The 26987-nt window shown below is 48.3% G+C and carries 22 protein-coding genes; 10 read left to right on the top strand and 12 right to left on the bottom strand.

What is annotated here, in order from left to right:
* Positions 1–95: 95 nt before the first annotated feature.
* From U1F02_RS06055 to U1F02_RS06045, 3 genes are all read right to left on the bottom strand, one after another.
* Positions 96–2156 carry a putative bifunctional diguanylate cyclase/phosphodiesterase gene (locus U1F02_RS06055; RefSeq protein ID WP_409989470.1) on the bottom strand — a complete coding sequence of 687 codons (2061 nt, stop codon included), beginning with the start codon at positions 2154–2156 and terminating at the stop codon, positions 96–98.
* A gap of 40 nt (positions 2157–2196) precedes the next feature.
* Positions 2197–3177 carry an alpha/beta hydrolase gene (locus U1F02_RS06050; RefSeq protein ID WP_409989469.1) on the bottom strand — a complete coding sequence of 327 codons (981 nt, stop codon included), beginning with the start codon at positions 3175–3177 and terminating at the stop codon, positions 2197–2199.
* A gap of 130 nt (positions 3178–3307) precedes the next feature.
* On the bottom strand, positions 3308–3655 hold the full coding sequence (locus U1F02_RS06045) for a hypothetical protein (protein ID WP_409989468.1): 348 nt from the start codon (positions 3653–3655) through the stop codon (positions 3308–3310).
* 181 nt (positions 3656–3836) lie between these two features.
* Here U1F02_RS06045 and leuS point away from each other — a divergent pair, with 181 nt between their 5' ends.
* From leuS to U1F02_RS06020, 5 genes are all read left to right on the top strand, one after another.
* Positions 3837–6299 (top strand): leucine--tRNA ligase, encoded by a 2463-nt coding sequence (leuS, locus tag U1F02_RS06040; RefSeq protein WP_409989467.1) that lies wholly within the window; start codon positions 3837–3839, stop codon positions 6297–6299.
* Between the two features lie 52 nt (positions 6300–6351).
* Positions 6352–6927: an LPS assembly lipoprotein LptE gene (gene lptE / locus U1F02_RS06035; protein ID WP_409989466.1), complete on the top strand. Its 576-nt coding sequence runs from the start codon at positions 6352–6354 to the stop codon at positions 6925–6927.
* Complete coding sequence (holA, locus tag U1F02_RS06030; protein ID WP_409989465.1) at positions 6908–7957, top strand: DNA polymerase III subunit delta; 1050 nt, start codon at positions 6908–6910, stop codon at positions 7955–7957. The genes lptE and holA overlap by 20 nt, the downstream gene beginning before the upstream one ends.
* Positions 7958–8099: 142 nt before the next feature.
* Positions 8100–8843, top strand: a complete 744-nt coding sequence (locus U1F02_RS06025; protein ID WP_409989464.1) for a GDSL-type esterase/lipase family protein — start codon at positions 8100–8102, stop codon at positions 8841–8843.
* A gap of 11 nt (positions 8844–8854) precedes the next feature.
* Entirely contained in the window at positions 8855–9919 is a 1065-nt protein-coding gene (locus U1F02_RS06020) for a GDSL-type esterase/lipase family protein (protein ID WP_409989463.1), read from the top strand.
* Between the two features lie 85 nt (positions 9920–10004).
* On the opposite strand, the gene U1F02_RS06015 is transcribed toward U1F02_RS06020, so the two are convergent.
* Both U1F02_RS06015 and U1F02_RS06010 read right to left on the bottom strand, forming a co-directional pair.
* Positions 10005–10562, bottom strand: coding sequence for a TIGR00645 family protein (locus tag U1F02_RS06015; protein WP_409989462.1), 558 nt, complete (start codon positions 10560–10562; stop codon positions 10005–10007).
* 70 nt (positions 10563–10632) lie between these two features.
* Positions 10633–11304, bottom strand: coding sequence for a pseudouridine synthase (locus U1F02_RS06010; RefSeq protein ID WP_409989461.1), 672 nt, complete (start codon positions 11302–11304; stop codon positions 10633–10635).
* A 302-nt stretch (positions 11305–11606) separates the two neighbouring features.
* Here U1F02_RS06010 and U1F02_RS06005 point away from each other — a divergent pair, with 302 nt between their 5' ends.
* The 5 genes from U1F02_RS06005 to U1F02_RS05985 all read left to right on the top strand — a co-directional run bounded on the left by U1F02_RS06005 (position 11607) and on the right by U1F02_RS05985 (position 18444).
* Entirely contained in the window at positions 11607–13268 is a 1662-nt protein-coding gene (locus U1F02_RS06005; protein ID WP_409989460.1) for a nitrite/sulfite reductase, read from the top strand.
* On the top strand, positions 13255–13773 hold the full coding sequence (locus U1F02_RS06000; RefSeq protein WP_409989459.1) for a DUF934 domain-containing protein: 519 nt from the start codon (positions 13255–13257) through the stop codon (positions 13771–13773). The genes U1F02_RS06005 and U1F02_RS06000 overlap by 14 nt, the downstream gene beginning before the upstream one ends.
* A 203-nt stretch (positions 13774–13976) precedes the next feature.
* Complete coding sequence (locus U1F02_RS05995; protein ID WP_409989458.1) at positions 13977–14846, top strand: protein-L-isoaspartate O-methyltransferase family protein; 870 nt, start codon at positions 13977–13979, stop codon at positions 14844–14846.
* Positions 14843–17518, top strand: a complete 2676-nt coding sequence (locus tag U1F02_RS05990; RefSeq protein WP_409989457.1) for a hypothetical protein — start codon at positions 14843–14845, stop codon at positions 17516–17518. Before U1F02_RS05995 ends, U1F02_RS05990 begins: the two co-directional genes overlap by 4 nt.
* A complete protein-coding gene (locus tag U1F02_RS05985; RefSeq protein WP_409989456.1) occupies positions 17515–18444 on the top strand; it encodes a hypothetical protein in 930 nt (309 codons plus the stop codon). Before U1F02_RS05990 ends, U1F02_RS05985 begins: the two co-directional genes overlap by 4 nt.
* On the opposite strand, the gene U1F02_RS05980 is transcribed toward U1F02_RS05985, so the two are convergent.
* The 7 genes from U1F02_RS05980 to U1F02_RS05950 form a co-directional block, all read right to left on the bottom strand.
* The gene (locus tag U1F02_RS05980; RefSeq protein WP_409989455.1) at positions 18445–19578 is read right to left on the bottom strand and encodes a patatin-like phospholipase family protein; all 1134 of its coding nucleotides are present in this window, start codon (positions 19576–19578) and stop codon (positions 18445–18447) included.
* A 75-nt stretch (positions 19579–19653) separates the two neighbouring features.
* The gene (locus U1F02_RS05975) at positions 19654–21279 is read right to left on the bottom strand and encodes an AMP-binding protein (protein WP_409989454.1); all 1626 of its coding nucleotides are present in this window, start codon (positions 21277–21279) and stop codon (positions 19654–19656) included.
* A gap of 58 nt (positions 21280–21337) precedes the next feature.
* Positions 21338–23131 (bottom strand): acyl-CoA dehydrogenase C-terminal domain-containing protein, encoded by a 1794-nt coding sequence (locus tag U1F02_RS05970; RefSeq protein ID WP_409989453.1) that lies wholly within the window; start codon positions 23129–23131, stop codon positions 21338–21340.
* Positions 23132–23321: 190 nt separating this feature from the next.
* Complete coding sequence (locus tag U1F02_RS05965; RefSeq protein WP_409989452.1) at positions 23322–23891, bottom strand: CoA pyrophosphatase; 570 nt, start codon at positions 23889–23891, stop codon at positions 23322–23324.
* Positions 23888–24205, bottom strand: a complete 318-nt coding sequence (locus U1F02_RS05960; RefSeq protein ID WP_409989451.1) for an NGG1p interacting factor NIF3 — start codon at positions 24203–24205, stop codon at positions 23888–23890. Before U1F02_RS05960 ends, U1F02_RS05965 begins: the two co-directional genes overlap by 4 nt.
* Before the next feature lie 59 nt (positions 24206–24264).
* Positions 24265–25440: a phosphoglycerate dehydrogenase gene (locus U1F02_RS05955; protein WP_409989450.1), complete on the bottom strand. Its 1176-nt coding sequence runs from the start codon at positions 25438–25440 to the stop codon at positions 24265–24267.
* Between the two features lie 175 nt (positions 25441–25615).
* Entirely contained in the window at positions 25616–26731 is a 1116-nt protein-coding gene (locus tag U1F02_RS05950) for a phosphoserine transaminase (RefSeq protein ID WP_409989449.1), read from the bottom strand.
* Positions 26732–26987 lie beyond the last annotated feature (256 nt).

Genomic DNA, 26987 nt, shown 5'->3' with positions numbered 1-26987 from the left:
TGGCGGAATGCCTGGGCGTTTGTGACTAGCGTCGTATACCGGTTTTCAGGGACGCGGATTGTATGCTACCGGCTAACAACTTAGCAAGGAGAATGTTAACTGCCACGGCGATCGGTGGGTAATTTGTTCAACCAAGCCAGTGCATCGTCTGCGGCGATAGGTTTGGACATTAAGAAGCCTTGCAAATAATCCACCCCCAAACCCAAGAGGAAATCTCGTTGTTGCTCGGTTTCAATCCCCTCAGCCACTATATGGAAGCCCAAGCCGCGCGCCATAGTAACCAGAGAAAACAGGAATTTTTGGGCATCGCGATCTAGCTCTTGGATAAAGCTTCTGTCGATTTTGACTGTATCTGCAGGCAATCTACGCAGATAAGCCAACGAAGAATAACCTGTGCCGAAATCGTCGATAGCAACCCCAACACCCAACTCCCTAACCGCTTTCAAAACCGCGCAAATGAAATCCAGATCTTGCGCAAAAATGCTCTCGGTGATTTCTATCTCTAACCGCGAAGGATCGAGCCCAGAGTCTTCCAGCGCAGACTGAATGTCATCCGGCAGATGACCAGACAAAATCTGGTGGATCGAGACATTCACACACACCATCGTTTTGTTTGGCCAGGTGGTCGCTGTCGCGCAGGCGGAGTGAAGCACCCAACGTCCAAGTGGCAGAATCAAACCACTTTCTTCGGCGATGGGCACAAAAACGGCGGGCGACACCTGACCAAACTCCGCGTCCTGCCAGCGCAACAAGGCTTCCATTTTGCCGGGCTTGGATTTTATGTTGGGCACGAGCGGTTGAAATGCCAGCGATAAAGAACTCGCCTCAATGGCTTTATGCAAAGCTTGGCGAAGTTGATGGCGATCTTTTAAAGATGCGTCTAAATGCGGATCAAAAACCTTTATGCCGCCAACGCCTAGCTTACGCAAATTGTGTTTCGCAGCGGCAGATTGGTAAAACATGAGTTCATTGTTGATCGCAAGATCGGGGTAGCGTGTTATCCCCATAAGCACATCGACACAGATGGGGCCTGCATCCGTATCTATAGGTTGTTGCAAGACATCCTGTACCAAGGCCGCATAACGGTTCCAGAAGGGGGTTTCGCTCGCTTCAATGTCGCCCTGAGCTATAGCGACAAAAAACTCTGCACCACCCCAGCTGGCGATCAGCGAAAGTTGCGGCATAAAGTGTTTCAAACGATCCGCCATGGCCAGCAAAACTTGGTCGCTCACCAAGGATCCTTGCAGTTCAACCACGTCGAAGTGAAGCACCTCGATCGCCATCATGCCCACCACCTGCTGACGGTCGCGCGCGGCAGACAACATGCGCTTCAAACCTTCATCAAAGCCGGCGCGATTAAGCAAGCCGGTGAGCTGGTCGCAATTGGCGATTTTATCCAGCTCTTGTGCATAGCGTTCTTTTAAATCCATCTCCGCCTGCAAGGCGGCGATTTGACGCATCACACGCGCTTCTAATTCATCTTTGGCTTTAATTAGTTCATCGCGTTGCGCAAAGACAGAAGCCATCTTTTTATGTTGACGTTGCGCAGCCATCACCGAGCTTACAAAATTCTCGCCCGTTACGCGGGAAAAGCCGGTGAGACCTATAAATAGCACCACACCCAAGCCAGCAACCACCAAATCATCCGACTTGCCTGCCATTGCAAAGAGCAGCACCAAAGGCCCGACTAGCAGGGCGATAAAAACTCGGTTAACCCAGGGCACCAGCGCTAATACGCTCACGCTACCAGCCGCTACTGTAGACATCACTAAAGAGATAACCATGCGCTGGGAAGCGCTGGCAGATGAAAAATAAGCCAGCGTAAAACTGGCCCAAAGCACCCCCACCAGCAGGGCGGACGCACAAAAAACATGGAGCACGCGCGACCAATTTACATCCGTTCGTGCGTGGGATTTTCGCCACCAAATCAAGCTAGCCAAACGGAGCAAGCTAACCAGTTGCATGGCACCCCACCAAGTCCACAAGCCCAGTTCTCGGCTGTGATCGTAGAAGTAAAAAGCGAGTGCAGAGGTGGCGACAAAAGTAAAAATCAGGACATTCGGCAGCTGACGAAACATGGCAACCAGTTTCTGGTGAACCAGCGATTCATCTTGCCCAGCCAATTGCTGTGCACTTGCGCGAATATCGTTCGTCATAGGGTTCTCGTTCGTGTTCCTTTCACCAAACTTATTAGGATTATTTTATCCAACCGTTTTGCTTCATCCAGGGTTCCAGTGCCTGCGTCCAGGTAGAAATACTACCCTGCCCCTGCACCATGCCCACGCCGTGAATGCTGCTTTGATAGAGGTGCAATTCGGATTGCTTGTTGTACTTAATCACTTCGTTAAAAAACATCAAGCTGTTCGCGACCGGCACCGCTTGATCTGCCACACCATGAAACATAAACACTGGCGGAACATCGGCTTTCACTTGGTTTTGCAGCGAATTTTCATGAACCAATTCGGGGTTAGGATTCTCGCCCAAAAGCGCTTTACGCGAACCGGCGTGGGCGCTCTCGCCCTCTAAAGTGATAACAGGATAACCCAAGACCGCAAAGTCAGGACGAGCGCTGACGGATCTCATAGGGTCGGCTTGATCCACCGTAAAATCCCAACGTGTCGCCAAGCTCGCCGCCAAGTGACCTCCGGCGGAGAACCCAACTACACCGATCTTGTTCGGGTCCAAGCCCCATTCTTTTGCGTTTTTCCGTACCAGCCGTACCGCGCGCTGGCCGTCCAACAAGGGGGCAGGAAAACCGTATTCTTGCATGCGGTACTTAACCACAAAGGCAGTGACGCCGCGCAAGCTCATCCAATGTGCTAACTCGTAACCTTCTTTATCAATCGCCAAGCGTACGTAACCACCGCCCGCAAAAATCACCACTGCAGAGCCGTTTGCCACGGCTGCGTCTGGCCAAAAAGCTTTCATGCTGGGGTTATCGACGTAATAAAGGCGCTGGTCTTTAAAGGTTTCGCGATCTGGGCTGACCAAGGGTTTTTCGGGCCACAGATAAATAGGCGATTGAGGAAGTTCAGCCACAGCAGTCGCTACTCCGAAAAGACAAGATACAAAAACGCCAATCAACACTTTGCTGAAGGCACATAAAACCTGAGTGAAGGCGCAGGCTTCGTCGAGCAGCCAAGAGGAAATTAGATCATAGCGGGAGATCACAGACATAAGCGCTCGCTGCAGGCCATCAATGATTCATCGCGCCGCTGGTATACAAGCCAGCGCGCGACGCAGAATACATCAGAATAGCCTTCCTCGTAAAAGCCACAACAAAAGCTTTGTAATGATTTTTACGGAGCTAGTGCGGAGCTTGGTTGCCCCACCAGCGATGTTTTGACCACTCCACTTGAGTTGGGTCTGCCGCTGAGATCAAAAGCTCGCCAGCCGCCAACTCGTAAGGCAAGAGGCGATCTTTGATGGCACCCCAAAAGCCCTTGGCATCATCCGCCACATAGGTGGTCACTCGGTTGAATTCATCGGCCAACATTTGTTCTGCCGTTAGCTCCAGGGCGACCCAATCCTCTATCTGATGATACAAACCTTGACCAAGCGCAGATGCCGGGCTGTCGTCCTCAAGCTCAAACAAATAGCCGTGTGGTTTGTGCTGATAGCCAGTTGCCAAATAGGATTCGGAAGAGTTTTTCATAGTCGCCTCTCTAAGATATTTATACCCAGTAAGCAGTACAGCCTCTATAATCGCCACCTTGTTAAATTTGACACCCCAAGTATTTGATAACTTAAGTATTCGATAACCCAAGTATAGGCAAGCGGCACGGAAAATCGTCTGTGCGCAAAGCCATAGATGAACATAGCCCGGAACGAGATACATGCAAGAGCAATACAACCCCGTCGATGTTGAAGCAGAAGCCCAGAAATATTGGGAAGAAAACCAAAGCTTCAAAGTGGTAGAGGATCGCAGCAAAGAAAAATTTTACTGCCTCGCCATGTTCCCCTATCCCAGCGGCAAGCTGCACATGGGCCACGTGCGTAACTACACCATCACCGACGTGATTGCGCGCTATCAACGCATGCAGGGTAAAAATGTATTGCACCCAATGGGTTGGGATGCGTTTGGTCTTCCCGCCGAAAACGCCGCGCTTAAAAACAACACTGCGCCCGCAAAATGGACCTACTCCAATACCGACCATATGCGTGGCCAGCTCAAACAATTGGGCTTTGGTTTCGATTGGTCACGCGAGGTGACCACCTGTAAACCCGAGTACTACAAATGGGAACAATGGTTCTTCACTCGTTTGTACGAAAAAGGTTTGGTTTACAAAAAAATGGCGACGGTGAACTGGGATCCGGTTGACCAAACCGTATTGGCTAACGAGCAAGTGATTGATGGCCGCGGCTGGCGTTCAGGCGCTTTAGTGGAACGCAAAGAGATCCCCCAGTGGTTTATCAAAATCACCGAGTACGCCGAAGAATTAATTAACGATCTGGACAAACTCCCCAACTGGCCAGAACAAGTAAAAACCATGCAGCGCAACTGGATCGGCAAGAGCCGTGGTCTGGACATGCGTTTTGATCTGGCGAATCCCGTCGGCGAATACACCGGCTTCGACGTTTACACCACGCGCCCCGATACCATTATGGGCGTGACTTACGTAAGCCTTGCCGCTGAACACCCAATTGCAAAAATTCTTTCTGAAACCAATCCAACTCTCGCGCAATTTATTGCCGACTGCAAAGTGCAATCTGTTGCAGAAGCCGATATGGCGACCATGGAAAAACGCGGCATGGATACCGGCATTAAAGCTCTGCATCCCATTACCGGTGAGCCAGTTGCAGTTTGGGTAGCCAACTATGTATTGATGGATTACGGCTCAGGTGCGGTGATGGCCGTACCGGCACACGACCAACGCGACTACGAATTTGCGCAGAAATACGGAATTGGTTTGGTGCAAGTTATCGCCCCTGCCAACGGCGAAGAAATTGATCTAACCAAAGCTGCCTTCACTGAAAAAGGTGTGTTGGTAAACTCTGGCGAATACGATGGTTTGGATTTCAACGCAGCCTTCGACGCTATCGCGAGCACCTTGGAAATGGCCGGCAAAGGCCAAGTAAAAACCAATTATCGTTTGCGTGACTGGGGTGTTTCCCGTCAACGTTATTGGGGTGCGCCAATCCCAATGTTCAACCTACCCGACGGCGGTGAGATTCCCGTTCCAGCGCACAAACTGCCAGTACTCCTACCAGAAGATGTGGTGATGAACGGCGTTCACTCCCCCATCAAAGCTGATCTGGAATGGAAAAAAGATACGCTCGATGGCAAAGCCGTTGAACGTGAAACCGATACCTTCGATACCTTTATGGAATCCAGCTGGTATTACGCGCGTTACACCTGCCCAAATTTTGAAGGCGGCATGCTCGACAAAGAAGCGGCAGATTACTGGTTGCCCGTAGACCAATATGTTGGCGGCATTGAGCACGCCATCCTCCATCTTTTATATGCGCGTTTCTTCCACAAATTAATGCGTGACGAAGGCTTGGTTTCTTGCGATGAACCTTTTGAACGTTTGCTCTGCCAAGGCATGGTGTTGAAAGACGGCACCAAGATGAGTAAATCCAAAGGCAACACCGTTGACCCGGAAGAATTAATCAACCAATACGGCGCTGATACCGTTCGCTTGTTCTCCATGTTCGCCGCTCCACCAGAGCAAAGTATGGAATGGAGCGATTCCGGCGTTGATGGTGCAAACCGCTTCTTGCGCCGTTTGTGGCGTGCGGTTGAAGGCCACTTAAATGCGGGAACTCCCGGTCAACTCGACGCTGCCAATTTGCCACAAGCGCAAAAAGATTTACGCCGCAAAACACACGAAACAATTCAAAAAGTGAGCGATGATTTCGGCCGTCGTCAAACCTTCAACACCGCCATTGCTGCGACCATGGAATTGTTGAACGAAGCCAGTAAATTAGCTGATCGCGCAAATCCGCAAGGTTTGGCAGTTGAGCGCGAAGCCTTGGAAACTGCAATTTTATTGCTCGCACCTATCGTTCCGCACATCACTCACTCACTGTGGAAAGAATTGGGTAACGAAGGCATTCCATTGAACGCCGCTTGGCCAAAAGTAGATGAAAGCGCATTGACTCGCTCAACCGTTGAAGTGGTTGTACAAGTAAACGGCAAAGTGCGCGGCAAGTTGGATGCACCCATTGATGCACCCAAAGAAGTTCTCGAACCCTTGGCTCTTGCGCAAGAAAATGTGCAGAAGTTTTTGGAAGGCGTAACCGTACGTAAAGTCATTGTGGTGCCTAACAAACTGGTGAGCATTGTAGCGAACTAACTTTTATTCTTGCGGAGCACGCTGCTCCGCAGGGAATGTTAAAAAGGCTTTTATGAAAAAAACTATCGCTTTGGCATTTTTCTCCCTTTGTCTTTCAGCTTGCGGTTGGCATATTCGCGGCTCCTTAGACATGCCGAAACAATTATCCAACTTGTATGTTTCGGCCAGCGATAGCAAAGGCCCGCTCATTACGGATTTACGCCAGCTGTTAAAAACTAACCGCGTAAGCTTGGTTGAAAAAGCAGCGGACGCCAATTACTCCCTGAATATTTTGGATGAAACTAAAGATCGCCGCACTGCGGGTGTAGGTGGTGATGAACTCAGTAGCGCTTACGAGATCACTCTCAAAGCCAATTACGAAATTCATTTAAAAAACAGCAACCAAACCGTGAAAGCTAGCGCGATTAGTGTGCGTAACTTTAACTACAACACTAGCGCTATTAACAGTGCTACGCAGGAAGAGTTGTTGCTAGACCAAGAAATGCGCCGCGATTTGGCGCAGCAAATTTTGCGTCGCCTGAGTGCTGTTATTGCAAACCCGCCAAGCGAACCGACTAAACCGGGCAAATTACCCAAGCGCAGCGAATCCTTGTCTAGCGAGAGCAGCAATGGCAAAACTGCGCCCTGAACAACTGAGCGCAGCGCTCAGTAAAGGTTTAGCGCCGATTTACATTATTACGGGCGAAGAACCTTTACTGATCCAAGAAACCTGCGACACCATTCGCGCGGCCGCGCGCAAAGCCGGTTTTATCGAACGCGATTTGTATCACGCCGACAATCATTTTGATTGGAGCCAAGTTCTAGCGTCTGCTAACAGCATGTCGCTTTTCGCCGACAAAAAAATCATTGAAATTCGCGTACCCAATGCAAAGCCCGGCGATAAAGGCGGCAAGGTTTTGCAAGAGTATGCACAATCACCTTCGTCGGATAATTTGCTATTGGTCATCACTGAAAAAGTGGATGGCGTTACGCAAAAATCAAAATGGTTTAGCGCACTGGAAAGCCAAGGCGTACACATTCAGCATTGGCCCGTTACTGCGGATAACCTTCCCCATTGGATTGGCGCTCGCTTAAAGCAAGCTGGTTTACAAGCAGATAGCAGTGCAATTGATTTGCTGGCATCACGCATTGAAGGCAACTTGCTTGCAGCAGTTCAGGAAATTGAAAAACTTAAACTGCTCGCGCACGGCAAAGTTATCAACATGGAACTTATGTCGAGCGTTGTCGCTGACAGCGCCCGTTACGACGTATTTGGTCTTTCCGATAAGGCACTGCATGGCGATGCACGTGGCGCGGTAAAAACCTTGCACGGATTAAAATCCGAAGGCACCGAAGCGATTGCAGTGCTTTGGGCGCTAACACGCGACATTCGCAGCTTGGTGCAAATTTCGCAAATGACCAGCCAAGGGAAAAACTTTGATTGGGCCGCCAAACAATCTGGCGTTTGGGATAAGAAGCAGCCTTTATTTCGCAGCGCGCTACAGCGTTTGAAACCAGCGCACTTACAACAACTGCTGCGCAAAGCCAATGGCATAGACAAAGCCGTTAAAGGCATGCGCGATGCTGAACCTTGGGACGAGCTTTTAGACTTAGTACTCAACTTGGCTGGCGTACAAAGCTTGCACCCCGCAAACGAAAAGCTCAGCTTAAAATTATAAAATCAAAACCAATAAACCACGGAAGGAAAAATAAAATAAAACGAAAAGAAACAACACAACCATAAGAAACAACAGCCCGCTAAAAATCCTCAGCTAGATTTTACTAGCGTTTAAATCCATTAATAAATTCCGAGGAATTAGAATGAAACGGCACAATCTCCTTGCATTTACTTTTATCGCTTTAAATCTTCTAGGCAGTGCATTTTGCCAAGCAAGCGAAGACCTCACCCCCTCAGGCACCAATCCAACCCCTCGCACAAAAGAGTTCTCGTGGATGTCGGTAGACACCTGGAACAAAATGTACGCCGACGATATTGCAGTCGCTGAAAAAGGCGGTGTGGACTTGTTATTCGTCGGCGACTCAATCACCGCGGGCTGGAATGCAGAGATCTACCAAAAATATTTTGGTGTTTACAACCCTGCCAACTTCGGCATAGGTGGCGACCACACGGGCAATTTATTGTGGCGCTTGAAATACGGTCATGCAGAAAAGCTTCACCCAAAAGTTGTGGTAATGCTAATTGGCGTAAACAACTTTGGTCATTTGAATGAAACACCTGACCAAGTTTTCCAAGGCATTAAAGCCTGCCTGTTGCAGCTACGAAAAATTTACCCCAACGCCAAGATTTTGGTAAACGGTGTACTCCCTTTCGAAGAATCCGTCGATAGCCCAAAGCGCGCAATGGTTAAAGCGGTGAACGCAAAAGTCAAAACCCTGAACGATAACCAACACGTTTTTGTGAAAGACTACGGAAGTGCTTTTTTGCAACCAGACGGTAGCATCACTAAAGATGTAATGGGCGATTTTTTGCACCCAACTGCCAAGGGTTATCAGCTTTGGGTTGATGCAATGTACCCCGACATTCAAATGCTGATGAGTAAGTAAGGATGTTGGCGATGCAAAAAATAACGAAATCCCTATTTATTCTCATAATTGGTTTGCTCACAAACCTCCATAGCGCGAACAGCTCAGCCGATCAGCAAATCGGCTTTGCAGACCCGTTGATTACCATCATGGGGCGCACGCAATCCTTGGAGAAAGGTGCAGTACTGGCGGGTTATCCTGGAGTGACCTTTTCCACGGGATTCACTGGAAACAGCCTCAAACTGAATGCACATAGCTCCAGTGATAAAACCTATATTGAAACGATTGTGGATAATCAACCCGCGCAAATATTTAAACTCAGTACCATTCCAACGGATTACGAAATTAAAATCCCTGATGGCAAAAAACATCAATTACAAATAATTAACCGCGCTGAGTCATGGCATGGATTAGTTACTTTTAACTCCCTCACGACCAATGGCGAATTCACTAAAGCACCGCCACTGCCCTCACGCAAAATAATGGTGTTGGGCGATTCCGTGACCTGCGCATCAAGCATTGATCGCAAACCGAATGTAAAACCAGATACAGATGCTTCGAACCCGCGCGAGTCCTATGGCATGTTGATCGCCAAATCGCTCAACGCGCAGGTGCATTTGATTTGCATGGGTGGCCACGGACTAGTGAGAACCTGGGATGGATTTACGGATCGCTTAAATGTAGATGAGTTCTACGCCCTCACTTATCCATCCACACAACAAAAAGTTTTTTGGAACCAAGCAAGTTACCAGCCTCAACTGATTATCAGTGCGATAGGTACAAACGATTTTAATCTTGGCATTCCTGAACACGATTTTTATGTAGATACCTACATCAAGTTTGTGCTGCAACTACTAGCAGATCACAAGAATGCTCAGATAGTTATTACCGAAGGCGCCATTTTGAATGGAGAGAAGAAAGCAGCCTTAACGGCTTATCTTCAAGAGACGCTAAGGCGAGTCGCGGATAAACGTGTGCATTACATTGCATCCAACAACTACCCTGGCGAGCCAATCGACGCACACCCCACTAAAGAAGAACACGCAAAAATGGCGCAGGACTTTTTGCCACGATTAAGATCCATCACCAAATGGTGATCGGAAAATTTTCTTTTACAACTCAAATCAAAAGAAATAAAAACGGCAGCCTAGACTGCCGTTTTTTTATAGCTTTATATCATTATCAGTGTTCGCCTTTAATACTCTTGGCGGCACGTTGCATAAGAATATCAGTGTAAGCAATGCCTAAGGCAGATAAGATAAATGCCATGTGAATAATGGTTTGCCACATAATTCCCGCTTCCGTAAATTTGGAATCAGGAGCGCCAAGGTTGCCGGCTTCGATAAAAGTTTTAAGCAGATGGATTGAAGAAATACCGATAATCGCCATCGCCAATTTTACTTTGAGCACAGTGGCATTTACGTGGCTCAACCATTCAGGTTGATCAGGGTGTCCATCCAAACGCAAGCGAGATACAAAGGTTTCGTAGCCGCCGACAATTACCATCACCAGCAGGTTAGAAATCATCACCACATCAATAAGCCCAAGAACGGTCAACATGATCATTTGCTCGCTCATGGTCACAGCGCCCACGACCAGATGATAAAGCTCATTCATAAACAAAAATACATAAGCACATTGCGCAACAATCAAACCCAGATACAAGGGCAACTGTAACCAACGCGAACTGAAAATAAGAGCAGGAAAAAAACCAATTTTTCCGGGATTCATGTTTTGCATATCTAACTACCTATCAATTGAAAAATCATACGTGTTCAAGAAGTTTGCGAAGCCATCATAGATCGGCAAACTAAAAATCCGGCGCACAAAAGCCTATAACCGGCTCGCCCGTTTTGGGGTGAGCAAACACCAGTTCGGTTGCGTGCAACATTAAGCGCGGCGATTTTTTAAGGGCAATCTCGTCGGCGTAAAACTCGCAACCGAGGATGGGATGCCCTATTGCCTGCAGATGTAAACGCAGTTGGTGTGAGCGCCCGGTAATGGGGTGCAGCAGCAGGCGCGTAGTCTGCCTGAGCTCGTCGCGGGAAACCACGGTAAATTCGGTGACAGATTGCCGTCCGGTTGCTGCGCAAATTTTGTACTTGGGGCGATTCTCTATATCGGGCGCTATGGGTAAATCGATAAGGCCCGCGTCATCTTTCACCAAACCATTAACCAACGCGGTGTAGGTTTTACGCGTGGATCGCGCCTGAAACTGTTTACTGATATGGGACAAAGCCGGTTTACTGAGTGGAATTACCATAAGGCCAGACGTATCAAAATCCAACCGATGGACAATTTCCGCCGTGGGGAAGTCGACGCATAAACGCGTAAGAACAGAATCCTGGTTTTGCGGGTGGCGGCCGGGAACACTCAATAAGCGTGTGGGTTTATCGACGAGTAAAAATGAATCGTCTCTCTGCAAGATTTTAATGTCGTCCAAACACAGGGGTAATACAGCCAAATCATCAACGGCAGTCATATAAATACTCTGATTTTTAAGGCGTTTACTATACCAGCTGACAATTTAACAGCACCAGAGAAGCGATGTTTTACCCACTCAGCGGGCCCGAAAATTCTATAACTAAAATAAATCACCTTAGCATTAAACATTCGTTCCATTCACGCCAACAAACCATTAGCATGGCCGCGCTTTTGACTGACTGGCTTTAGGTCTAGGCTCGCCGTTAAAGGGTGTTTAGTGTATTATTCGCGCCTCTTTTTTGGGCTGATTCTAATCCGTAGACCTGCCTTAACTTTGCTGCTCCAGGGTATCCCGCACCTATGTATATCTACGACGAGTACGACAACAGCATTCTGCGCCAGCGTGTGGCTCAGTTTCGCGACCAAACCGAGCGCTTTTTAGCCGGCGAACTTCCACCTGAGCAATTTTTGCCGTTGCGCCTGCAAAACGGCCTTTATGTGCAAAGACTTGCGCCCATGCTGCGCATTAACGTGCCTTACGGCATGTTGAACAGCACTCAAATCCGTAAGCTTGCGCATATCGCTCGTCATTACGACAAAGGCTATGTTCACGTCAGTACTCGTCAAAACATCCAGTTCAACTGGCCAGATTTAACCGAGGTGCCTGATATTCTCGCCGAGTTGGCGGAAGTGGGTATGCACGGAACCCAATCAAGCGGTAACTGCATTCGCAACACCACATCTGACCAGTTCGCGGGCGTGGCTGAAGATGAGATTGTCGATCCTCGCCCTTACTGCGAAATTATTCGTCAATGGTCTAGCTTTCACCCAGAATTCGCATTCTTACCGCGTAAATTCAAAATTGCCGTAACCGGTTCTGAAAAGGATCGCGCCGCTGTCCAGGTTCACGATATCGGCTTGCAAATTATCCGCAGAGAATCAGGCGAAATTGGCTTTAAAGTTTACGTGGGTGGTGGTTTGGGCCGTACGCCTGTTATCGGCAGCGTGATTCGCGAATTCCTGCCAGAAGAAGATTTGCTTCCGTATCTGGAAGCCATCTTGCGCGTGTACAACCTGTCTGGCCGCCGTGACAACAAATACAAAGCGCGCATCAAAATTCTCGTGCGCGCCTTAACGCCCGATGTATTTGCCGAAAAAGTGGAAGCCGAATGGGAGCGCACCAAAGACAGCTATAGCAAGTTGACCCGCGAAGAAATCGAACGCGCCAAAGGCTTCTTCACTGAGCCTGCTTACGAATCTATCGATAACGCAGCTGCGCAAGCTACTGTGAATGCCCAAGCTGCGGAAAGCGTGGCCTTTAGCAAGTGGTTGCAACGCAACGTTCGTGGCCACCGCGTACCGGGTTATGCCGCGGTTACCTTGTCATTGAAGCCAACGGGTGTGGCTCCCGGCGATATTACTGATAGCCAGCTGGAAATCATCGCCAACTTAGCGGATGAATTCAGCTTCGGCGAAGCGCGCACCACACACGAACAAAATATCGTATTGGCCGATGTGAAAAAGTCTGACCTGCACGCCTTGTGGCAAAAAGCCAAGGCTGCTGGTTTCGCGACACCTAATATTGGCACCATCACCGACATTATTTGCTGTCCCGGCGGCGATTTCTGCTCCCTGGCAAACGCCAAGTCCATCCCCATTGCGGAAGCCATCCAACGTCAATTTGAAGATTTGGATTACGTGTACGATTTGGGCGACATTGACCTGAACATCTCCGGTTGTATGAATGCCTGCGGTCATCACCATGTTGGTCACATAGGTATTTTGGGCGTTGATAAATCAGGCAAAGAGTTTTACCAAGTCCAACTTGGTGGCAACGCTAGCAACGATGCATCCCTTGGTGATGTGCTTGGCCCTTCTTTCGGTGCTGAAGTCATGCCCGAGGTTGTGCAAAAAATTGTGGATGTGTACGTGGAAAACCGTACTGAAGAAGAATTGTTTATCGATACCTATCGCCGTATAGGTGCTACTCCATTCAAGGAGCGTGTCTATGTTAAAAACTAATGGGCCAAAGCTAATTAAAGACGGCGCGATCGTTGAAAACACCTGGGAATTGCTTGCGAAACCCGAAGGTGAAGCATCTGAAGTTGCCGTTCCTGCAGGCCAAGTGATCGTTCCCCTAAGTGTTTGGAAAGCTCAGCAAGCGCAGCTCAGCCAACGCTCTGATGTAGGTGTTTGGCTTGATAGTGACGAACTGGCGGAAGATATTGGCGAGGACGCAAACCGCTTTGCCGTGATCGGTGTGAACTTCCCTGGATTTATGGATGGTCGCGCATTTTCTACCGCGCGCATCCTGCGTGAGCGCTACGGGTTCAAAGGTGAATTACGCGCGGTGGGCAATTTTATTCGCGATCAATTGTGTTATTTACGCCGTTGCGGCGTTAACGCCTTTGCTTTCGCCAAACCCGAAACCGATTTGGAAGCTGCACTAAAATCGCTCAATGATTTTAACGAATACTACCAAGCCTCCGTCGATCAACCCTTACCGCTCTTCCGCAGAAGAGCCTAAGCGCCAGACACAAAAAAGCCGCTGTTTTTACAGCGGCTTTTTTGTGTCTAGTCAGGCTAAATAATTGTGCTCAAATCCCTTATTTCACGCCGTTCTGACGTATCAGAAGCCTGCGCGCCCATGCTAGAATCGCCGCCCGGTTTACCCGCTCAAAATGCAGTTTATCGCTTGTTAGCCACTAATGATTTAGTAAGGATTCCCCCTTGAAATACGTACTTAAGAAATTCACTTTAGCCTTTGCCTTGGCCAGCGCTTTTGTACCTGTGCTAGCAAGCGCGGCAGTTCCCAAGGCATTCACCTACGATATGGTTCCCCCGATGGATAACAAAGAAAACTTTGTTAAGTGGATGGCGGAAAACCGCGGTGAAGATAAAAAATTCCTCGGTCAACGCTGGGACCGCTATCAAGCATTGATCCAACGCGGCGATTTAACCAACGAACAAACCAAACGCTCATTTTTAATGACACCACGTGAAGAGTTCGTGCGCAAAATTTCCCTCGCTCATACCTATGACGATAATTTTTTGGATATAGGCTTTGGTGTGACCATTTCTGGCCCGCACGCTGTGAGTCGTATGACCAGTGTGTTGGACATCCAAAAAGGCGACAAAGTATTGGAAATTGGTACTGGCTCTGGTTACCAGTCCGCCATTCTCGGCCACATTACCGATAAAGTGTGGACCATCGAAATTATCAAACCTTTGGCTGAGCGCACCCGCGGCATTTACGACGGTATTATTGCGAAGGGCTATACCGAGTACAAAAACGTTAACACCAAGCAGGCTGACGGTTACTACGGTTGGGAAGAGGCAGCACCCTTCGACAAGATTATCGTGACCTGCGGTATTGACCACATCCCCCCCGCTCTTCTCAAGCAGCTGAAAACTGGCGGCATGATGGTTATTCCCGTGGGGCCACCAGGCGCGCAACACGTGTTGAAAATTACCAAAGAAGCCAACCCAGATGGCACCATCAAAATCTCCCGTTCTGATATTTATAACGGCAAAGTAGTTCCTTTCGTTCCTTTCACCAAGTTGGAAGGCGATGCAATCGTGGGTTCGCATAACAAGTGATAGATTCAAGCAAGGCTTTACCCAACAACGAATGGTCTCAAGCTGGTTTACGCCAGCTGCTCATGTACGCTGCCGTAGGTTGCGTTGCTGGTGCGGTGATCGCGCTGCAAATTGGCATTATGCGGATCTTCTCCGAAGGCAGTTGGGCACACTTCGGGTCATTAGTGGTAAGCCTTGCGATGCTCGGCTTTGGTTTAACCAGCGCGGTTATGTGTTTGGCGCGCCCTTGGTTTGATCGTCACTGGTTTGGCGTTATTGCAGGCTCTCTCGCTGCTTTTGCTCCCTTGGTGGTTGGTTCAAACCTGATTGCTCAGGAATTACCCTTTAACCCCATCTTCCTTGTTTCAGATTCCCTGCAAAAATGGCGTTTGGTCGCCAACTTTGCGCTCTACTTACTGCCCTTTCTCGCGGGCAGTTTGTTTTTAGGCACTGTGTTTTTGCGCGCAAAACAAGTGTTTGGGCGCGTTTACTTCGCCGATTTGCTCGGTTCCGGTCTGTGCGGTTTGCTAACCCTAGGCTCACTGTTTTTATTCCGGCCCGACAACCTCGTGCTTGTTCCTGTCGTGCTCGCTGGCATTGGCAGTGTGTTGTGGTTTACAGGTTTGGGCTCGCGCAAATGGGCATTAGCCGCCGCAATTATTTCGCTCGCCTCCATCGCGGTTCATTTGCATTTGCCTGAAGCGGCAAAAATTCCCAAGCTCTCTGTATCTGATTACAAAGGCGTGTCTTACGCGCGTAAATTTCCGGATAGCAAACGTGAGTATGAAGCGGTTTCACCCTTCGGCCACATGGAAGTTTACAGCAGCTCTTACTTACACTTTGCGCCGGGTTTGTCGGATAACGCGTCACTCAACTTGGAAGAAATGCCGGCAAATGCTTATTTGGGCTTGTATGTGGATGGCGATGGGCCCATCGGCATCATGCGCCAACTGTCTGATAAGGACACTGCCTACTTCCATTATCTGCCGATGATTTACCCCTACCTAATTGCTAACAAACCGAAAACCTTTGTTGTGCAATTTGGCGGCGGCATTTCCACCATGGTTGCACTGCACAGCTCGTCCAGCGTTACCGTGGGCGAAGCTAATCCTGCGTTTTTGAAAGCCTTTCGTGAAAGCGATGTTCTGAAAAAATTCACCAACGATATTCTTAACCGCGTCACCGTCATTCCTTACGATGGCCGTTTGTTCCTTGCAAATACCAATGAACGTTACGATGTTATCGATTTGAGCCTTGCCGATTCTGCAGGCTTATCTAACCCCGGTGGTTTTGCGATTGTGGAAAAATATTCCTATACGCAAGAAGCCATGCAGCATTACATGCGCGCACTCAGCGACAAAGGTACCCTGTCCGTTACCTTGTGGAATAAAGAAGAGCCACCAAAATCTGTATTGAAGCTTTTCGCCACTATGGCCGCCGCCGCGCGCGCAAATGGCGATAAAGATATTGCGCAAAATTTCTTTGTGGTTTCCAGCTATTTATCAACCGTTACCGTGCTTTATAAGCGCGCCGGTTTCACTGCAGACGAGTTGGCGAAGCTGCGTGAACACACATCCTCCATGTCGTTCGATGAAATTTATTCGCCTGGCATTAAAGTGGATCTCGCTAAAGCAGATCACGTATTTAAAGATTTCCATGACAGCATTTTTTCAGCCGATAACAGCAAAGCAAAATCTGAAGCAAAACAAGAATCCTCTGAGACTGATTCATTAAATTCTGAAACAGCAAACGCTGAAGCAACAGATGCAACTGCCGAAGAAACAGGTTTAACGGTGCCCGCATCCATATTGAGCCAAGTTGCATGGCAAGCATTAATTCGCGACGATTGGAAAGACTTCAGCGAACGTTATTTGTTTGATGTACAACCGCTCACCAATAATCACCCCTACTTTGCGGCTTACGTATTCCCGAAAGATTTACCCAAAATTACGGATCGCCTTGAATTATTCCAAGACGAATGGGGTTATTTGTTATTGTGGGCAACACTTGCGATTGCCTGCGTAGCGGGTTTGATTTTGGTATCTATTCCAGTGGTTGCTGGTTGGCGTACTGCGTTCAGTAAGTACCCTGGCAAAGCGCAAACGATTTTATATTTTGCGTGTTTGGGTTTTGGTTACATCACAGTAGAAGTAGGTTTGATTGCGCAGTTTATTCAGGCGCTTTCAAACGCGACTGTGTCTGCGTCCGTATTGATTACGGGTATGCTCGTTTTCTCCGGCATCGGTAGTTTTGTTTCAGATAAATATGCGTTAAGCGCGCGCACTACCCTGCCCAAAATTCTGCTCATGATTGGCGGCATTTTGATTGCCTACAGCGTGATTCTGAATCCAATTCTTAATGCGATTGGCGGTTTGCCTTACGCGGTTCGTCTGATTTGTTGTTTCGCACTTATAGCACCGCCCGCATTTTTAATGGGCTTCCCTATGGCGACAGGCATGGGCGTTTTGACCCGCTTACACAAGGAATATATGTTCCTGTGGGCGTGGGGTGTGAACGGCTGTTTCTCAGTCATCGGCGCGGCCTTGGTTCCTATTATTGCAACCTCGTTTGGCTTGGCTGCAGTAATTGCCGTTGCAGGTGTGGCTTATCTCATCGCTATTCCAGCATTTATGGGGGTGTTAAAACCGATCCAACAAAATGAAGGCAGGAATGCCCCAGAGGCGCATGCATGATCACCAAGCTGATCGTGAAATGCGCTTTAGTATTCGGCTTGTGTGTTTGCGCGCAAGCCTGGTGTCAACAAGATCCGCAAACAACGCTTCGCAGTTTTAAATACGCTCCCTTTCCGCTCAACGCAAAACAGTCAGCCAGCTTCTTTGACGTAAACCAAGCGGGTCGTCGCGGCCACACCAGCAAACGTGGCGGACTACTTTGGGAAGATACAACTTACAACGATAATCGCGTTCTACTCGCTGTTCCTGCAAATTTCGATCGATCACGCGCACCTACGGTGGTAGTTTTTCTACACGGTAACCAATCAACACTTGAACGCGATGTATTGGCTCGCCAGCAAATTGCGGCACAAGTTAGCGCAGCAAATATCAATGCGGTGTTAGTTGCACCACAATTTGCGGTGGATGCATTGGACTCAAACCCCGGTAATTTTGTACAGAAAAATTACTTCGCTGCGTTTATGAAAGAAGCCGCTGCGCAAACTGGCCGCTGGCAAAATGACAATTTCCTCGCCTACCAATTAAACCGCGCTCCTGTAATTTTGGTGGCTTATAGCGGCGGTTATTACGCGGCGGCTCATATCTTAAAAATGGGCGGATTGAACAAGCGAATTAAAGGCGTTATTTTGCTGGACGCACTTTACGGGGAAGAGGAAACTTTTGCGAAATGGTTGCGGACGAATTATCGCAAAAGCTTTTTCTTTAGTGCTTACACAGAACCCGCACGAGCAAGCAACGAGCTCCTGCAAAATTTGTTGCGCGAACAGAACACGGAATTCGAAACAGGCATTCCAGATAATTTGCGTAAACGCACCATTAATTTTATTCAGCTAGACGAAAATACGGTTCATCAGGATTTATTAACCCAAGCCTGGAACAACCAACCGCTCACTGATTTACTGCGCAAGACACAAAAAATTCAATAATCAACGCGCGAAAAACGCTTTAAGTGAATCAGCTTCAGCAAGCGCATCCTGTCGCCCCAACTCCATTAAATCCGTAATAAATTCGGTTGAAAACAATAAATAACTCGCCGCTGTAGCGCCGCCGCCTCGCCTAGTCGCACCAATGGCGCGCAAGAAAAAGCGCAGGCTATCGGGCAAGTAGCGAATATTTCTGCCTGCAATAACATCCAAGGGGCTGGAGGGTGAAATCACCATATTATCAACCGCACGCAACTTAAAATCCGCGGGGCGATTTTCTTCTGGTATTAATTTCACGAGTTTGTTGACCAGTTCCATATGCTCCAAATCACCCTCAAGCGAATCTACGAATGCGCTGTTAAGCAAGTGCCCCACAATTTGTCCCATAGACGGTGAATGCTTAATGGGTGCACGCTTGTGTTGTTTCGCAGTTGATTTATTGCCACTCACACCAATCACGAACAACGATTCAGCACCTAAGTGAAGTGCGGGGCTTATAGGTGCTAATTGGCGCAATGCGCCGTCACCAAAATATTCGCGATTAATTCGCACAGCAGGAAATATTGTGGGTATGGCAGATGATGCCAACAAATGCTCCAAGCGCAACGGAGTCGCCACACCAGCACGCCGATAACGCGTCCAGCCTTGGATACTTTCATGCCCCTGAAAAAAACTTACCGTGTGGCCAGACGAATAACCCATAGCTGATACCGACACAGCAAATAATTTTCCACTGTCAATTGCGTGACTTATGTTGTGAAAAGGAATTCGCGTACCGAGCAAATCCCACAGTGGAGCATTGTCTAATAATGACAAAGGACGCTGACGTCCGATACCTTGGTTAAACAAAGACAAACCTAACAGACCAAGCCCTTTAATAATGTCCGTCCAGCTATGCAAATAAACATCGCCAATCGTTAAGTTACGCCACATGTTTGCAAGTGCGTTGACGGATTCTTTAAAAGTACCGGGGTGCGCAGCTAGCGCGAGTGCATTAATAGCGCCCGCTGATGTTCCGCAAATAATCGGGAATGGGTGGGTGTTATCGTCCGGTAAAATTTCTGCGAGAGCGTGCAGCACGCCCACTTGATAGGCAGCGCGTGCGCCGCCGCCAGAAAGAATCAAAGCTCTTTTCATATTACTGGTCGCTTAATTTTTTAATGGAGTACGACTCTATTAAAAATCTTGCCGCAAATATCACGCGCCAGATGCTCACGCTTGCTTAGCAATTTCTTTATCGCGCAATTCACGGCGCAATATTTTACCCACGTTGGTTTTGGGTAAGTCTTTACAGAATTCAATTTGATGCGGAACCTTGTAGGCCGTTAATTTTGTTTTCGCAAAATCGCGCACCGCCTTCACATCCAAATCGGGATTTGAACACACTACAAAGGCTTTAACAGTTTCACTGCCTTCTTTATCCGGTACACCAATAACAGCCGCTTCAATAATATCCGGGTGACTCGCTAATATATCTTCAACTTCGTTGGGGTAAACCTTAAAGCCTGATACGTTAATCATGTCTTTTTTGCGGTCAACAATTTTGATGTAACCATCGGCTGCTATTACAGCCATATCACCACTTTTAAACCAGCCTTCGCTATCAATAACTTCTGCCGTGGCTTCAGGGCGTTGCCAATAGCCTTTCATCACTTGCGGGCCGCGAATACATAATTCACCCGCTTCGCCCGATGGCAAGCTGTTGCCATTTTCATCGACCACTTTGCATTCAGTATCAGGCAATGGACGACCAACGGTTCCGTATTGCACGGCATCCACCTGATTGCTGCAAACCACGGGAGAGGTTTCTGTTAAACCGTAGCCTTCAGTAATAGGGCTGCCGGTAAGTTCGCGCCATTTACTCGCCGTTTCTGCGGTTAGAGCCATGCCGCCAGATGAGGTTAAATGCAGCGGGCTGAAATCCAGTTTTTGAAATTCTTCATTACGCAGCAAGGCGTTAAACAAAGTGTTCAAACCCACAAATAAAGTGAAGGGATATTTCTTGAGCGTTTCAACAAAGGTTTTAATGTCGCGCGGGTTTGGAATCAACACGCTGTGATTGCCAAGCGACACTGCGGATGTGCAGTGAATCGTAAATGAATAGATGTGGTAGAGCGGGAGCGGCGCAATATAAAGCTCTTGATTTCTGCGGAACGAACTTACCATGTGTTCGTTCAACTGCAACATATTCGCAACCAAATTTCTGTGCGTAAGCATCGCACCCTTGGCTACGCCCGTAGTACCACCGGTATATTGCAATACGGCAACATCTTCTGGATCCCGCGCGACGGTTTGCCAATTTTTTTGTGGCAATGAGAGTGCTTTGCGGTAACTAATCTGATTCGGAAAAGAAAATTCCGGCACCATTTTTTTAACGTATTTAACAACCGAGTTAATCAGCAAACGTTTTAGCGGCGAATGAATATCAGCAAGCTCTGTGACTATCACTTGCTCGACGCCCGTTTCTTGAATAATGGTGGATGCATTCTTCGCGATGTTAGCCAGCACCACCAACGCTTTTGCACCGGAATCATTTAACTGGTGTTTAATTTCATGGGGCGTATACAAAGGATTGGTATTTACTACCACTAAACCCGCACGTAGCGCACCGAACACGCTGATGGGATATTGCAAAATATTGGGCAACTGAATGGCAATACGATCGCCAGGTTTTAAATTGGTGTGCTGTTGCAAATAGGCCGCAAACTTACCACTGAGATCATCTAGCTCGCGAAAACTGATGGTGCGATCCATACAGGTAAACACAGGACTGTCAGCGTATTGCTGGCAAGCCTCGGCAAACACATCGGGGATCGTACGGTGATAATTCAACGGCATTTAGTGCTCCTAATTCTTGTTATGTAATGGTCAAAAGCATTGATCAAAGCAGTAATCGCTAAAACGCAAAATGCTCAGCAGGCAACTCCATTAAATTGCCTGCGCCAGAGTTCATGGTGGCGACAAGGCTGAGTGTTCTGGGCAGAATGCGCTCAAAATAAAAACGCGCTGTTGTGAGTTTTGCGCGGTAAAAATCGTGTTCTTCGTTCGTGGTTGTCAATGCCGCTAAAGCCGTTTTTGCCGCACGCGCCCACAAGTAACCCATGAAAATATAGCCGCAATACATAAGGTAATCGACCGATGCTGCGCCTACTTCATCGGGGTTTTGCTGCGCACGCGCACCTATGCGCTCTGTCACCCCCAACCATTCATTAAGTAGTCTAGCCAAAGTTTCAACGTAGGGCGACAATTCTGGTGCGTTTGTAGGATCTTGGCAAAAGTACTGAATACATTTAGTGAAACCTTCCATTAACTTGCCATCGGATAACAAAATTTTTCGGCCCAATAGGTCGAGCGCTTGAACACCCGTGGTTCCCTCATAGAGCGATGCAATTCGGCAATCCCGCACATTCTGCTCAACGCCATATTCTTTGATGTATCCGTGGCCACCAAAACATTGCAACGCCAAATTCGCCGATTCAAACCCCAACTCTGTGATAAAACCTTTGGCGATGGGTGTAATTACACTCAACATCTCTTGTGCCATTTGGCGATCGTTTTCGGAATGTCCATGCTGGGCAATATCGACACGCTTGGCCGCGAAGTAAGCCATCATGCGCATACCTTCGCTCAGGGCTTTTTGGGTCAGCAACATGCGGCGCACATCGGGGTGCGAAATAATCGGGTCTGCTGTTCCCGCTGGATTTTTTACGCCCGATAAAGACCGCCCTTGCAAGCGCTCCCGACTGTAATTGAGCGCAGCTTGGTAGCCCGCTTCCGCGTGGGCAATACCTTGCAACGCAGCGCCCAGGCGCGCCAAGTTCATAAAGGTAAACATCAGGTTTAACCCTTTGTTTACCTTGCCCAACAAAGTCCCAACTGCACCCTCGAAATTCAACACACAGGTTGCGTTACCGTGAATACCCATTTTGTGCTCGAGCGACGCACACTTAACGCCGTTGTGCGCGCCCAAACCACCGTCGGCGTTGGGTAGATATTTCGGAACAATAAAGAGTGAAATCCCTTTTGTTCCCGCAGGTGCGTCAGGTAAACGCGCTAACACTATGTGAACGATATTCTCAGCGAGATCGTGATCGCCAGAGGAAATAAAAATCTTGGTTCCGGTAATGGCATAGCGACCACCTTCAAGCGGAACAGCTTTGGTTTTGAGCATACCCAAATCAGTGCCGCAATGCGCTTCAGTCAGGCACATGGTGCCGGTCCACTGGCCGGAAATCAGTGGCGGTAAATAGGTTTGCTTTTGCTCGTCCGAACCATGGGATTCAATGGTATGCATCGCGCCCTGCGACAAACCTGGGTACATGGTCCACGCGTAATTGGCAGTAGCGGACATTTCATTTGCAACTATCCCCAAAGATTGGGGTAAGCCTTGGCCACCGTAGGCTGCTGAACGCGCGAGTGAGGGCCAGCCCGCATCGCAATACTGCTTGTAAGCCTCTTTAAAACCCCGTGGCGTTATCACCTTGGAGTCGACAATTCTGCAGCCTTCGCTATCACCGATTGCCGTTAGCGGTGCCAAAACATCTTCGCAAAAGCGCGCATTTTCAGCGAGTAGCGCCTTGGTTAAATCGCGGTCCAAACTCGGGCAATACTTAGCGTAATGATCTTCAAAATGCAGAAGTTCAAAGAGCGCGAACTCTATATCGCGTAAGGGTAGTTTTATGTTGCTCATCCTTAAATTACCTTATAGTGGGATGAAAGAGCAGGCATTGGGGTGATGCCATCTATGGAGAACCTGCGCCAGATCAGCCTTATTTGTTGTTAGCGGTCTGAATCTTGTGGAGCCATTTTTATAAGCGCATGTCCATATTGGCAGAGGATGGAATTAAGTCAAATAGCGTTTTCGATTAGTGCGAACCAAGCTAGGCGCCGGACACCACTTTTAAGAGATCGGCAGTAACGCCCGCCGTAAAGCCCCAAATCTCGTAGTTTTCATACACATAAGCCGGCATTCTAAAGCGCTGACCGTTGCGTTCAAAGATATCGGTTCGAACTTGAATACCTTGCTGAAAGGCAGCGAGCGGTACTGAGAACAAGACTTCTAACTCGTGATGGTTGAGTTGGAATCGGCAATCGGGAGGAATTTTTCCCACAAAGGGTTGCACCATCGCCCCTGACTTAGTCGCTCGTGCGGGCAGCGCGCCCAACACATCTACCAGCGCGGGCGCTAAGCCAATTTCTTCATGAGTTTCGCGCAAGGCAGTATTCAATAAAGATGTATCTTGCACTTCCCATTTACCGCCGGGAAAGCAAACCTCGCCGGCATGTTGGTTGAGGTGTTTGGCGCGTAGGGTGTAAATAATCTTGGGAGAAATTTCGTCCGTAATGAGCACCATAACGGCGGCTTGTTTTGGAAATTCGCCCGTGAACGATGGGTTGTTCGCGGCAGGTTTTAACGCGGTTGTTAGCCTATCCCAAAACTCGCGGTTCATAGGCTCAGCTCCGACAATTTCCAAACGTCGATTGCAGGTTCTTCGTAGGGATGCGCTGCGCGAAAGGCAGTAACGGCTTGCGCGATACGCTCGTCCGCACAGACCATTTCGACGCGATATTCCGCCACGACTTCCAGTTTGTGAGCTTGCCCAAGATAAGGATTGCTACCTGCCAATGGCCGGAACTGCCCTTGCCCTAAAACCTGCCAACAACATTGATCGTAGTTACCAATAGCGCCGGCACCTGCAGCAAAGACCGCAGATTTGACGGATTCGAGATGGGATTCAAGAACGAAAAAAACGAGTTTGTACATGAAGATCACTCCTAGCCAATCACTGGCTGAGAGTGATTGGCCAGAAGTGATTGGATGGATTAAATAATACGAACCGCGATTACATGCTCAACTTTCTTTATCGCATCTACAACGTCGGCAGACGGCGCTTGTTGAACGTCGATAATATTGTAAGCAACTTCGCCACGGCTTTTGTTGACCATGTCGATAACATTGACTTTGTTATCCGCCAATACCGACAGCACATGACCTAAAACGCCAGAGACATTTTCGTTAGAGAATGTAATGCGTGCGCCAGTATTTGCTGCACGATCCATTGCCACGGCGGGGAAGTTTACTGAGTTTTTGATGTTGCCGTTTTCCAAGTAATCCATCAACTGGTCTGCTGCCATAATTGCGCAGTTTTCTTCGGCTTCTTCAGTACTCGCGCCGATGTGCGGCATGGCATAAACGTCTGAGCGATTCAGCAAAATTGGCTCTGGGAAATCACAAATGTATTTACCCAAATGTCCTGCATCCAAACTGGCAACAACCGCATGCGCATCAACAATGGCTTCACGCGCAAAGTTTAAAAGCACAGCACCTTTCTTCATGACCTTTAAGGTATCGGCATTGATCATGTGTTTGGTCGCTTCAATAGCAGGAACGTGCAAAGTCACGTAATCAGCGCGCGCCAAAAGTGATTGCAGATTTTCCATTTTGGCAACCTGATTCGGTAAACGCCATGCAGCTTCTACAGAAAGCGCAGGGTCAAAACCAACCACGTTCATACCGAGTGCCAAAGCGGCATCTGCAATCATAGAACCGATTGCGCCCAAGCCGACGATACCTAAAGTTTTACCTTGCAACTCAAAACCGGCGAAATTGGATTTTTCTTTTTCCAACAATTTAGACATTTCTTCAGCGTCGGTCATGTGTGTCAAACCATTCACATAAGCCATGCCTGGAAGAATTCCGCGCGAGCCGAGCAACATGCCAGTGAGCACCAATTCTTTTACCGCGTTAGCGTTTGCGCCAGGTGAATTGAATACCACAACGCCCTGCTTGGTGTAATCCGCAACCGGAACGTTGTTAGTACCTGCGCCCGCGCGCGCAACTGCTTTTACGCTCGCAGGCAAAGGCTCACCATGCAATTTATGGCTACGTAGGATGTACGCATCCGGTGCGCCAATATCACTGGCAACTTCATATTTGTCGCGACCAAAACGGCTCAAACCTTTAATGGAGATTGTGTTGTAGGTTTTTATTTTGAACATAATTTTTTTCCTTCTTCGATGCGATAAATGAATCGCTTAGATAATTCGTAAAATATCGAAACAATAATCGTAAATCTTTAAACAACCTAATCGTAAAGCTTTAAACAACCTAGTCATAAAGCTTTAAACAAAAAGGGCCGTGTAAAAACACAGCCCTCAAAGGTTTAAGCGATCATTAACCTTTAGTGGCTTCTTGATAAGCCCAAGTCAACCAAGGCAACAAGGCTTCCAAATCAGCTGCATCAACGGTTGCACCGCACCAAATACGCAAGCCTGCTGGAGCATCGCGGTAGGCGCCAATGTCGTAGGCAACACCTTCTTTATCCAGCAATTTGATCATGGCTTTTACTTGATCTGCGGTTGCTTTCAACACAAAACATACTGACGTGTTTGAACGCGTTTCTGGCAATTGCGGTAAGAAACTAATCCAGTCATTCGCAGCAACAAATTTTTCCAACACAGCAAGGTTTGCGTTAGAACGCGCGATAGTTTCTTTTACGCCACCGATTGAGCGAACCCAATCCAAGGCATCCAAATAATCAGCAACAGCTAACATAGATGGCGTGTTGATGGTGTCGCCCTTAAAAATACCTTCTTGTACTTTGCCACCGCTGGTCATACGGAACAGCTTTGGCATTGGCCAAGAGGGTTTGTAAGTTTCCAAACGCTCTACGGCGCGAGGGCTCAGGATCAACATACCGTGAGCGCCTTCACCACCGAGCACTTTTTGCCAGCTGAAGGTAATTACGTCCAACTTCTCCCAAGGCATTTCCATCGCGAATACCGCAGAGGTTGCGTCGCAAATGGTCAGGCCTTTACGGTCAGCTGGAATCCAATCACCGTTAGGTACTTTCACGCCAGAGGTAGTGCCGTTCCAAGTGAAGATAACATCGTTATCAAAATTCACTTTGCTCAAATCTGGCAAAAAACCGTAATCCGCTTCGTGCGCGTTAACGATCAGTTTCAATTCTTTGGTGGCGTCACTCAGCCAACCTTTACCGAAAGATTCCCATTGCAGAATATCCACACCACGTGCGCCCAAGAGCGACCACATTGCCATTTCTACCGCACCTGTATCTGAACCTGGCACTACACCTACGCGGTAACCTGCTGGCAAACCAAGCAATTCTGCGGTGTCTTCACACGCGCGCTGCAACGCGGCTTTACCAATAGTGGAACGATGCGAGCGGCCAAGAGTAGAAACATCCAGTTGATCCAAACTGTAACCCGGACGCTTGCTGCAGGGGCCAGATGAAAAATTGGGATTGCGTGGCTTTATAGCTGGTTGCATGTTAATCCTCTGATAACAATAGGGTGTGTCTCTACAGTCCTAGAAACACGTAGGCTGGGCCTAGGAAATGCGCAAAAGGCACCCGAGCCCAAAAATCGGGGGGCACGATTATGCCAGCTATAAAAGAAATAACCTAGGGTCAGAAAACCCAAAAACCGAGGTTTTTCGCAGGCGAGCCCATGGTCAAGGCAAAAAAAAAGCCCTTCGCAATGCTAAGGGCAAGAGGGAGACGTCGATGCATCAACCAGACATCGAC

Origin of the sequence: Cellvibrio sp. (assembly GCF_046347455.1) — a bacterium.
Taxonomy (GTDB): domain Bacteria; phylum Pseudomonadota; class Gammaproteobacteria; order Pseudomonadales; family Cellvibrionaceae; genus Cellvibrio.
This window is presented reverse-complemented; position numbering and strand designations above follow the sequence as displayed.